Below are 11,408 nucleotides of genomic sequence, written 5' to 3' on the forward strand. Positions count from 1 at the left end.
CTTGCTTGCCCGCCTGCACGTTCCCGCCTTCCCGCTCGCCTGCCTGCCTCTCCTCGCGACTTCACGACACCTATGTCACCTCATGCCACCTCCACAGCTGGCATGAGGTGACATAGGTGTCGTGAAGTGGCCCAGAGGGGGCGGAGCGAAGTGCCCTGGGGAAACAGGCCACCGCCCAGCTACAAATCCAAATCCAACGACGCACCCGGGATGGCATCCAGCAGGCGCTGCGTGTACTCCTTCTCCGGGTGGTCGAAGAGATCATCGGTCGGACGGTGCTCCACCATCTTGCCGTGCTCCATCACGATGACCTCATCAGCCACCTGCCGCACCACAGCGAGGTCGTGCGTAATAAACAGGTAGGCCAAATCCATCTCTTCCTGCAGCTCAGCAAGTAGTTCGAGCACCTGAGCCTGCACCACCACGTCGAGGGCCGATACCGCCTCGTCACAGACCACAACCTCAGGGTTCAGTGCCAAAGCACGTGCGACCGCCACACGCTGACGCTGGCCACCCGACAGCTCACCGGGGAAGCGGCGTCCCATCTCCGCGGGAAGTGCGACGCGGTCGAGAAGCTCGAATACGCGCTGCTCACGCTCCTTTTTGGTCCCAATCTTGTGAATACGCAGCGGCTCCTCAATGGAGGAATGCACCGTGCGCATCGGATCCAGCGTCGCATACGGGTTCTGGAAGATCGGCTGAATGCGACGCCGCAGCTCCAGTTCCTCTTTACGATTCCGGCCCTGGACGCGTTTGCCGTCGAAAAGCACTTCGCCTTCAGTCGGATCGAGCAGCCCCAGCGCCATGTTGGCGACGGTGGATTTACCCGAACCGGATTCGCCCACGATGCCGATGGTGCGGCCGCGACGCAGTGTAAAGCTAATGTCATCGACGGCGCGGAAGGAGTCCTTGCGCCACGGGCGGTTGCCGGGGATGGCGAAGTCGCGGACCAGATTCTTCGCGACCAGAATCTCCTTCTGCTCGTGGTCTGCGGTCGTCGGAGCCGCCACCACGCGATCACCGCGCCGGGCAGCCAGCGACGGAGCCGCCGCAATCAACTGCTTGGTGTACGGATGCTGCGGGTGCGTGAGGACGTCCAGGGCAGGGCCAGTCTCCACGACACGTCCTGCTTGCATAACGACGAGTCGGTCAGCGCGCTCGGCAGCCAAACCGAGGTCATGGGTGATCAGCACCACGGACGTGCCGAGTTCGCTAGTGAGCTTGGCAAGGTGGTCGAGGATCTTCTTCGCCACGGTCACGTCGAGAGCCGAGGTGGGCTCATCGGCAATCAACAGCTTCGGGTGTGCGGCCAGACCCATTGCAATCAGTGCGCGCTGGCGCATGCCGCCGGAGTACTCGTGTGGGTACTGGTCGATGCGCTTTTTGGCATCGGGAAGACCAGCCTGTTCCAGCAGTTCAATCGCCTTTTTGTGGGCCTCGGAGCCAGTGGCGATGTTATTTGCGCGCAGCGCCTCGGTAATCTGGGCGCCGACGGTCCACACCGGATTCAGGTTGGTCATCGGATCCTGCGGGACCAAGCCGATGCCGCTACCGCGGATACTGACAAACTCGCGGTCTGTCAGATGCGTGATGTCGCGGCCATCAAAGGTGATGGTGCCCCCGGTGACTTCGCCATCACCGGGCAGGAGCCCCAGCGCGGCATGGACAGTGGTGGATTTACCCGAGCCGGATTCGCCAACAATGGCGACCGTCTCACCGGGGAAAATCTCCAGGTCGACGTCATGCACCACATCGGTCAACGATTTACTGCGGCGGCCGGACGCTGTGGTCGTCGGAAAGCCAATGCAGACATCCTTCAAGGTGAGAATGGGCGCTGCGGAAGTATTGGTGTCGGTGCTCATCGACGACGCTCCTTCGGGTCGAGAGAATCCTTCAAAGCGTCACCCATGAGGATGAAGCCGAGAACGGTAATCGCCAGGGCGAGTGCTGGCCAGAACAGGTTGGACGGGGCCTGGCGGAGCACCTGCTGTGCGACAGAGATGTCGTTGCCCCAGGAAACGGTGGTCGTCGGCAAGCCAATGCCCAAGTAGGACAGCGTGGCCTCGGCGACGATGTAAATACCCAGTGAGGTCGTGGCCATGACGATGACAGGGGCGAGGCAGTTCGGCAGCACATGGCGGAAGAGAATGCCAGTGCTGGACAGACCGAGCGCCTTGGAGGCGGTGACGTATTCCTCGTTTTTCACTGAGATCACCGAGGAGCGCACCACGCGCGCCATCTGCGGCCAGCCGAAAGCAGCGAGCACGAAGACCACGGACCAGATGGTGCGTTCGGTAAACAGCTGCATCAGCACGATGCCGGCGAGAATCAGGGGGATGGCAAAGAACATGTCTGTGATGCGGGAGAGCACCGCGTCGACCCAACCGCCAAGATAGCCAGCGATGGCACCGAGGATGATGCCCACCACGGTCACGGCAAGGGTGACGCCGATGCCGACGATGACCGAGGCGCGGGCACCGTAGATGACACGGGCGTAGACGTCGTAGCCCTGCTGAGTGAAGCCCATCGGGTGGCCGTCGCGGGCTGGGGCCAGCGAGTCACGCAGGTTTGCCGCCGTCGGGTCCACAGAGGTGAACAGCGACGGGAATGCGGCCACTGCGATGGAGAGCAAAATAATGAATGCGGAAACCCAGAACAGTGGGCGGTAACGCAGGTTCTGCCAGGCCGAACCCCAGAGCCCCAGTGGCGGGGTATCCGGCAACTGCTTGTGGTCGGGGTTCGTCGCCGGGTTTGGTGCCTGCGCGGTGCCGGACTGCGGGGTGTTGGCCTGCTTTTCTGGCTGAGTCGAATTCAATTGCGTCGAATCTGGCTTAGGCATAACGAATCCTCGGATCCAGGACTGCGTAGAGCAAGTCGATGAGCAAGTTGGCGAACATGTAGATAACCACCAGGATGGTCACGATGCTGACCACGGTGGGCGCTTCACCAATTTGGACGGCGTGGAAGATCAGGCCACCGATACCGGGCACGTTGAAAATGCCCTCGGTGACAATTGCGCCGCCCATCAGAGCAGCGAGATCAGCGCCGATGAAGGTCACAACGGGAATCAGCGAGTTGCGCAAGATGTGGCGACGGGTGACTTCGGAAGTCGGCAGTCCCTTAGCGCGGGCAGTACGCACGAAGTCGGCATGGCGTGCCGACGAGACCTCAGAGCGTGTCAGTCGCAGAACATAAGCAACCGAGACGAGTCCCAGCACGAATGCCGGCAGCAGCAGGGAGGTGAAGGAGGCATCGCTACCGACGGTGGGGGACACAATCTGCCAGCGCACACCGAAGAGGTAGCGGGCAACGAAGCCGAGCACGAAGGTCGGAGTTGCGATAACCAGCAGGGACAGTACCAGAACGGTGGAGTCGAAGAAGCCGCCCTTGCGCATACCGGCAATAACGCCGAGGCCAATACCGAAAATGGCTTCAATGACAACTGCCATCAGCGCCAGGCGAATAGTGATTGGGAATGCTAGCGCAATTTCCTCACCGACCGAGCGCCCGGAAAAGGTCTCTCCCATATCCAGTGTAAACAGCCCCTTGAGGTACTCCCAGTACTGGACGAAGAATGGCTCATCCAGGTGGTAGTGGGCGCGCAGTGCTGCGACCTGCTCTGGTGGCAGCTGCTTATCGCCAGCTAGTGCAGCGATGGGGTCGCCTGGCATGGCGAAGACCATTGCATAAATCAACAGCGTGGCACCGAAGAATACCGGCACCATCTGCAGGAGTCTCTTTCCGATGTACCAACCCATGGTGCTAGTCCTTCTCAATCATCGGGTAGTCCAAAATGCCGTCCCACATCACCACGGCGTTACGCAGCTTCGGATTCCACGCCACCGAAGCATTCGGGTACCACAGCGGGATTGCAGGCAAATCTTCCATCAACACCGACTGAGCCTTGACGTAAATCGGCTTAGCGTCTTCTGCGCTTTTGGCTGAAGCAGCGTCCTGGATAAGCTTGTCGAACTCCGGGTTCGAGTAGTGGTTGTCATTCGAGGAACCGCCAGTGACGAACTGCGGGATTATGTAGTTGGCCACTGACGGGTAGTCCGCTGACCAGCCAGTGCGGTAGCCGCTGGTGATGGTCTCGTTGGAGATTTCATCGCGCAGCTGCTTGAAAGTCGGGTAGGCCTTGCCGTGGGAATCGATGCCGAGGGTCTCGCCAATCATGTTGGTCACCGCTTCGACCCACTGCTGGTGTCCGCCGTCGGCGTTGTAGGCGATGTCGAACGAGCCGGTAAACGGTGCAATTTTGTTGGCTTCGGCCCACAGTTGGCGGGCCTTCTTCGGGTTGTATTCCAGCACCTCTTGGCCAGGTACGTTCGGGTCAAGGTCGCCAAGCGTCAACGAGCTGAACTCGCGCGCCGGAGTGCGGGTGTCGAAGAAAATCTTCTCAGTGATTAGTTTCCGGTCAATCGCCATGGAAATCGCTTGACGACGAAGCTTGCCCTCTTCACCCGAAAAACCTGGCAGATTTCGCGGAATTCCGAAGTATTGCGAGGAGGAGGTCGGGACATTTGCGCTGGAATCGGGGAAATCGGTTTCAAAGCTGGCCAGGGCTGTTGGTGGAATGGTGCGCGGCAGAGTGTCCAGGCGGCCTGCCTGAAGGTCCGCGTATGCGGTGTCCATGTCCGAGTAGAAGCGGTATACCAGGCCGTTGTTACGGGCCTTGTGCTCACCGGCGAAGTCATCATTGCGGACCACAGTTAGCTGGTTGTTGTGCAGCCAAGCGCGGCCTTCGGCCATCTTGTACGGTCCATTGCCGATTGGGTGTTCACCGAAAGCCTTCTTGTCTTCGAACGCGGCCTTCGGCAGCGGCATAAACGCGACATAGCCGAGGCTGAGCGGGAAGGAAGAATCTGGGTTGGTCAGATCCACGGTGAACCTCAGGTCATCGACCTTTTTCAGGCCGGAGAGTGTTTTCTCCGTGGCCTTTTCTCCCGAAACAGCATCAAAACCCTGCACGTTGGCGAAGAAGGACTGCTGCTTCTGCAGGTTCGGTCCGTAGGCAGCGTAATTCCAGGCATCGATGTAGCTCTGCGCGGTGACTGGTTCGCCGTTGTGGAAGGTCCAGCCCGGTTTCAGCGTGATGTCGAAATGGGTCGAGTCCTCGTTGGGCTTAATTTCTGCCGCATGATCCAGGATCATCGAGCCGTCGGTGTCGTAGCGCACCAGACCCGAGTAGAGCATGCGGAGGATATCGCCACCACCGGTTTCATTGGTGTCAGTGGTGTACAGCGGCGACTGTGGTTCGGAGTTCTGGACCACAATGAACCCCGCGCCGACCTGTTGCTGGTCAGTGCTGCAGGCAGCGAGCGCGGCTCCTGGCAAGGCGATTATCAGCAAAGCCGCCAGGATCTGGCGGACATGCAGCGTGAACTTTCCTTTTCCGCTGAGCGTTGTTGCGTGCAGTTTTGTGGCACGGGACTTCTCTCGCTGTCGGAGCTTCCGCCGGAGTTTCTGCCGGGTGTGGAAGGGGCCGGAGGCAACGGGTCTATGCATCGCGAGCCTTTCTAGATTCTGCCAGATAGGCGATATGAATTTGGCAATCGGCTCACTCCAAATGACTTAGATACCCACCTCCCACCTGCATAAGCAATGGTGGTGGTGACAACTTGGGTGTGGTGGACTCTAAGGTTTGGATACGACCGTTCAATACAGTCTCTAACCATACAAGTCCAAAAAACATATGAGTATTAATCAGGCGAATCATCCCTTATTTGACGGTGTTTTTCACCCTCGATTGGGGAGTTAATCCTGTGCAGTGGTGCAACGTTGTAACATCCTGGCACCCCCGCAGGGGTTGAGGCTGCTGAATTTCTGACTGTCCCACCGCTGGGCTCCTGTCCGGACCCCATCCGCGACTTCACGACAGCTATGTCACCTCATGCCACCTCCACAGCTGGCACGAGGTGACACCCGTGTCGTGAAGTGGGCATTGGAGGAAGGACAGCGCATTAAGTCCCACAGTACGAGTGGAAAGCACCCAACTCCCGCGGTGCCGGCTCCGTGAACCCCGCAGGGACGTCTTGCGACTCAAAGGGGTTGGTTACCGCCTCCAGCAGGTGCCGGTAGTCGGTCAGATCCCCCGCCCCTGCCGCCGCTAACGCTTCCGTGACCAGGTAGTTTCGCGGAATATACAGCGGATTCGTTTCCTCCATAAGTGTCAGGGCCGTCGTCTGGTCGATTCCCAGCTCTTCCCGCGTCTGCTTCCACAACTGCCCCCACTCAGCCGCGGCGGCGGGGAACGCAGGATCAGCGGTCAGCCTGGTCAGCGCAGCCAACGCAGCAACTGTATCCCCATCACCATCGGCCAGAACCTCAATCAGCGCCCGATGAGCATTCGTATGGTCGAGCCCAAACTTCGCCAGCAACGCCTGCCACTGCTGCACCAAGGGGATGGCCAGCGGGTCGTCGTAAAGCGAGGGGAGAATACCCAACTTAGGCAGCCACCTGCGGCTGAGCGCATCGGTGAATTCGTCGGCGAATTCGCTCAGGATGTCGCGGGCGCGTGCGAGGGCTTCCTCCGGGGTGCCTGCGAAATGCGGTAGCAATGTCTCCGCGAGCTTCGACATGTTCCACCCGGCAATCGTCGGCTGCGCGCCGAACGCGTATCGACCGCCTCGATCGATGCTGCTAAACACCGCCCGCGGATCGTGCGCATCCAGAAACGCACACGGCCCAAAGTCGATGGTCTCGCCCGCGATGCTGGCATTGTCGGTGTTCATCACGCCGTGGACAAATCCACAGGCCAGCCACGCCGCAACGAGATTAGCTTGCCGCTTGACGACGTCCCGGAGAACCGACTCCGCCGAACCCTCGTAGCCATGCCGCTGCGCGGCGAACTCGATGAGCCGATCCATGATTCCGGTGTCCGTTCCGGAGCGAGCGACCAGCTCGAACGTGCCAACTCGCAGGTGGCTGGATGCTACGCGCACGACGATGCCACCCGGTTGAAGTTCGGTGGTGGGGTCGGTGTTGTCGAATGGGGTTTGCGAGCCGCGGTAAATCTCTTCGCCGGTTTTGATGACCGCCAGCGCGCGGGTGGTGGGGATGCCGAGCGCATACATGGCTTCGCTGATGAGGTACTCCCGCAGCGCGGAGGTCAGCGTGGCTTTGCCGTCACCGCCACGGGAAAAGGGCGTGGGGCCGGTGCCTTTCGCTTGGATCTCGTAGGCCTGGGTGCTGTCGCTGTGGGTTGTCTCTTTGGGGCAGTCGGGCTGGTTAGGCGGACAGTGCAGCCCAGTCAGCCCCGGTTCAGCCTCAACTGTGGCAAGCAAGAGCGCGCGACCATCACCGAGTAGGCCTGCGAAGTTACCGAACTGGTGGCCGGCGTAGGCCGTGGCCATCGGGGTTGTGTATGCGCCGGGTGGGGTGCCGGCGCCGCTGTCGACTCCGTGATCGGCGCCGCGGCCAGTGAGGAACTTCAGGCCAGCGTCTGACCGGAGCCACTGTGGGGAGAGGCCGAGTTGGGTCGCGAGCTCGTCGTTAAGCATGACCAGCTGCGGCGATGGGGCGTCAAACCCCTGCTGGTCGATAGCGAGTTCAGGCAGTGCGGTGGGCAGATCAGCGACGTTTCTAGCCATGTGCGCAGTTTAACGGGTAGGCCGAATTGGGGTTGGCGCGCTGGTGCGTTCAGCGGTGCTACGCGCGTAGAGGTGATCTCGAAGGCGAAAAACCCCGGTTACTGGAACAATTCCAGCAACCGGGGTGCGCTCGGGGTAGCCTTACTTCTTCAGGGACTCCGGAGCGTTGAAGCGCTCACCGTGCTTAGCGGCCAGCTCTTCGGCGCGCTCGACGAAGCCCGCGACGCCGCGGCGCTCCGGGTGAGCTGCGGCCGGGTCGACAACAGTGGCGCCGTCGTAGTTCTTAATGAACTGGCGAGTACCACCGGTCCAGGCCGGGTAGCCGATACCGAAGATGGAGCCGATGTTGCCGTCGGCGTCGTGAAGCAGAACGCCCTCGTCGACGCACTTCTGAGTCTCGATGGCCTCGATGAAGAGCATGCGGTCAACCAGCTCCTGCAGGTCGGTGTCCTCCGGAGCGATCGGGGCGATGTTCAGCTCCTCACGGAGCTCGTTGAACAGGCCCGGCCAGAGACCGGAGCGCTTGCCGTCGACGTACTCGTAGAAGCCCTTGCCCTCGAGCTTGCCCGGGCGCTCGAACTTGTGCAGCATGGCCTCGACCAAAGCCGGTACGCCGCCCTCGTCCAAGGTCTGACCTGCAGCCTCGGCGGCAGCGCGGGTCTCGCCAGCGATCTTCTCCATGAGCTTGAGGTTCAGCTCGTCGGCAAGCTGGAGCTGCGGTGCCGGGTAACCGGCCTGGCGACCAGCGGCCTCGATGATGGCCGGGTCGTAGCCCTCAGCGACCATGCGCAGGGCCTCGTTGATGACGGTGCCGATGACGCGGGAGGTGTAGAAACCGCGGGAGTCGGTGACAACAATCGGGATCTTGCGGATTGCAACAGCGAAGTCCAGCGAAGCGGCGAGGATAGCCGGGTCGGTGTTGTCGCCGGAGATGATCTCAATCAGCTGCATCTTGTCCACCGGGGAGAAGAAGTGCAGGCCGATGAAGTCCTTCTCACGCTTGACGTGGGAAGCCAGCTCGGTGATCGGAAGGGTGGAGGTGTTGGAGCCCAGGATGCAGGTCTCCGGAACTGCAGCCTCGATCTCGGCGTGAACCTTGTGCTTGAGGTCGGTGTTCTCGAAGACGGCCTCGATGACCAGATCGACGTCGGAGAGGTCGTCGTAGGACTCAGTCGGCTTGATGCGGTTCAGCAGCGCTGCGGACTTCTCCTCAGTGGTGCGACCGCGCTTGAGAGCCTTGGCCTCCAGACCTTCAGAGTAGGACTTACCGCGCTCGGCGTTCTCCAGGGAAATGTCCTTCAGGACAACTTCCATGCCAGCCTTTGCACACACGTAGGCGATACCTGCGCCCATCATGCCGGCGCCAACAACGGCCACCTTCTTAAACTCACGCTTCGGGTACGGGGTGCCGTCAGCCTGCAGCGGACGGGAGCCGCCGCCCTGAGCGTGGTTGAGGTCGAAGAAGAACGCCTGCATCATGTTCTTCGACTGGGTACCGGTGACCAGTTCGGTGAAGTAGCGGGACTCGATACGCAGTGCGGTGTCGATGTCGACCTGAGAACCCTCGATGGCAGCCTGCATAGCAAGGCGCGGAGCCTTCATCGGGGAGCCCTTGAGCTGCTTGGTCAGGTTTGCCGGGAAGGACGGCAGGTTCATTGCGAACTTAGGAGTCTTCGGGTCGCCACCCGGGATCTTGAAGCCCTTCTCGTCCCACGGCTGGGTTGCCTTAGCATTCTCGCTGGTCAGCCATGCGCGAGCGGTGTCGATGAGCTGCTCCGGGGCAACAACCTCGTCAACGAGGCCAGCTGCGAGAGCCTTGGCCGGGTTCATCTGCGCGCCGGTCAGAATGACCTTCATCAGTGCGTCCTGAATGCCCAGCATGCGAACGACGCGGGAAACACCGCCGCCGCCCGGCAGCAGGCCGAGGGTGACCTCTGGCAGACCAATCTTGGAACCGCGGGCATCGGCAGCAACGCGGTAGTTAGCAGCCAGCGCGACCTCGAGGCCGCCGCCCAGTGCTGCGCCGTTGATGGCAGCAACAATTGGCACCGGGAGCTTCTCCAAGCGACGCAGGGAGGCCTTCATGTCCTCGACCATGCCGAACATGTCAGCTGCATCGTCCTCGGTGGCCTTGGACATCTGCTTGATGTCGCCACCTGCGAAGAAGGTCTTCTTTGCAGAGGTGATGATGATGCCCTTGATGGAGGTCTCAGAGCCGTCGCCAATTTCGTTTTCCAGGCGCTCCACGGTGGCGCGGATGTCGTCCTGGAAGGTCTTGTTCATGGTGTTGACCGACGCATTCGGGTCATCCATGGTGAGGGTGACGATTCCGGCGTCGTCCTGATCCCACCGGAACATGTTATCTGTGCTCATAAATCAGTCAGTCCTTTGTGGTTATCGCGGTGTGACCGCGGTAATTGTCGCTGTGAGTTTCGTTCCGGTTTGCTTTAGACGCGCTCGATGATGGTTGCAACACCCATGCCGCCAGCCACGCAGAGCGAGATGAGGGCGTAGCGGCCACCGGTGCGGTGCAGCTCGTCGATTGCGGCGCCGGTGATCATGGCACCGGTTGCACCCAGCGGGTGACCCATGGCCATTGCGCCACCGTTGATGTTGAGCTTCTCGTAGTCGATGCCCAGGTTCTGCTGAGCGTGCTTGACGACGGCGGCAAACGCCTCGTTGATTTCCCAGACGTCGATATCGTCGACGGTCAGGTTGGCCTTGGCCAGAGCCTCGCGAACAGCCGGCTCGATACCGGTGAGCATGATGGTCGGCTCGACACCATTAACGGCGGTGGCGACAACGCGTGCGCGTGGCGTCAGACCCATGTCTGCGCCGGCCTTCTCAGAACCAACCAGAGTCAGTGCAGCGCCGTCGACGATGCCGGAGGAGTTACCTGCGTGGTGGACGTGGTTGATGCGCTCAAGCTGCGGGTACTTCTTCAGTGCAACTGCGTCGAAGCCGCCCTGCTCACCCATCATGGTGAAGGCTGCGCGCAGGCCGGAGAGAGACTCTGCGGAGACACCCTCGCGGATGGTCTCATCGCGGTCGAGGATGGTCAGGCCGTTTGCGTCCTTGACTGGGACGACGGAGCGGTCGAAGCGACCCTCGGACCATGCCTTTGCGGCACGGGCGTGGGATAGTGCTGCCATCTCGTCGAGGGACTCGCGGGAGAAACCGTCGAGAGATGCGATCAGGTCAGCGGAGATACCCTGCGGGACGAAGTCGGTCGCGAAAGAGACCTGTGCGTCCATCGCCATTGCACCGCCGTCGGACATCATTGGCACGCGGGACATGGACTCGACGCCACCGGCGAGGACGAGCTCGTCCATGCCGGAGCGGACCTTCTGAGCAGCCAAGTTGATGGCGGAGAGGCCGGAAGCGCAGAAGCGGTTGATCTGGACACCGCCGGTGCGGTACGGCAGACCTGCGGTGAGTGCTGCGGTGCGGGCAATGTCCGCACCCTGGTCGCCGACCGGGCTGACGCAGCCAACGATGAGGTCGCTGATGCGTTCTTCATCCAGATCCGGGAAGCGGTTGCGAATTTCGTCGATGAGGCCGACGAGAAGTGATACCGGGCGTACCTCGTGGAGGGAGCCGTCCTTCTTGCCCTTGCCGCGCGGGGTGCGAATTGCCTCGTAGATGAAGGCTTCGCCGCCCGGCTGAATGGTGGCGGAAGTCATGTGTTTTTACCTCACAGATTCGTCGTAAAGTGTCGTGCGTCACTCTATAACGAATGGCGGATTGCCGGGGGTGATTTGAGGGGTGCTGGGGAGGAAGTTGACTCGCTGTAGTCTCCCACCTGCGGTTATGGGA

7 protein-coding genes are annotated in these 11,408 nt (G+C 61.1%); all 7 read right to left on the reverse strand.

Annotated elements, in window-relative coordinates:
* Nucleotides 1–179: 179 nt before the first annotated feature.
* The 7 genes from HMPREF2857_RS02805 to HMPREF2857_RS02835 all read right to left on the reverse strand — a co-directional run bounded on the left by HMPREF2857_RS02805 (nt 180) and on the right by HMPREF2857_RS02835 (nt 11,275).
* Nucleotides 180–1,862 carry a dipeptide ABC transporter ATP-binding protein gene (locus tag HMPREF2857_RS02805; protein WP_070642654.1) on the reverse strand — a complete coding sequence of 561 codons (1,683 nt, stop codon included), beginning with the start codon at nt 1,860–1,862 and terminating at the stop codon, nt 180–182.
* Nucleotides 1,859–2,839 (reverse strand): ABC transporter permease, encoded by a 981-nt coding sequence (locus HMPREF2857_RS02810; protein WP_070642656.1) that lies wholly within the window; start codon nt 2,837–2,839, stop codon nt 1,859–1,861. The genes HMPREF2857_RS02805 and HMPREF2857_RS02810 overlap by 4 nt, the downstream gene beginning before the upstream one ends.
* Nucleotides 2,832–3,758, reverse strand: a complete 927-nt coding sequence (locus HMPREF2857_RS02815) for an ABC transporter permease (protein ID WP_070642657.1) — start codon at nt 3,756–3,758, stop codon at nt 2,832–2,834. Before HMPREF2857_RS02815 ends, HMPREF2857_RS02810 begins: the two co-directional genes overlap by 8 nt.
* 4 nt (nt 3,759–3,762) lie before the next feature.
* Nucleotides 3,763–5,508, reverse strand: a complete 1,746-nt coding sequence (locus HMPREF2857_RS02820; RefSeq protein ID WP_070642659.1) for a peptide ABC transporter substrate-binding protein — start codon at nt 5,506–5,508, stop codon at nt 3,763–3,765.
* A 455-nt stretch (nt 5,509–5,963) separates the two neighbouring features.
* Nucleotides 5,964–7,592 carry a protein adenylyltransferase SelO family protein gene (locus tag HMPREF2857_RS02825; RefSeq protein WP_070642661.1) on the reverse strand — a complete coding sequence of 543 codons (1,629 nt, stop codon included), beginning with the start codon at nt 7,590–7,592 and terminating at the stop codon, nt 5,964–5,966.
* A 141-nt stretch (nt 7,593–7,733) separates the two neighbouring features.
* Entirely contained in the window at nt 7,734–9,965 is a 2,232-nt protein-coding gene (locus HMPREF2857_RS02830; RefSeq protein ID WP_070642663.1) for a 3-hydroxyacyl-CoA dehydrogenase NAD-binding domain-containing protein, read from the reverse strand.
* Nucleotides 9,966–10,039: 74 nt separating this feature from the next.
* On the reverse strand, nt 10,040–11,275 hold the full coding sequence (locus HMPREF2857_RS02835; protein WP_070642665.1) for an acetyl-CoA C-acetyltransferase: 1,236 nt from the start codon (nt 11,273–11,275) through the stop codon (nt 10,040–10,042).
* Nucleotides 11,276–11,408: the final 133 nt, after the last annotated feature.

Source organism: Corynebacterium sp. HMSC076C10 (genome assembly GCF_001812455.1).
GTDB lineage: Bacteria > Actinomycetota > Actinomycetes > Mycobacteriales > Mycobacteriaceae > Corynebacterium > Corynebacterium jeikeium_D.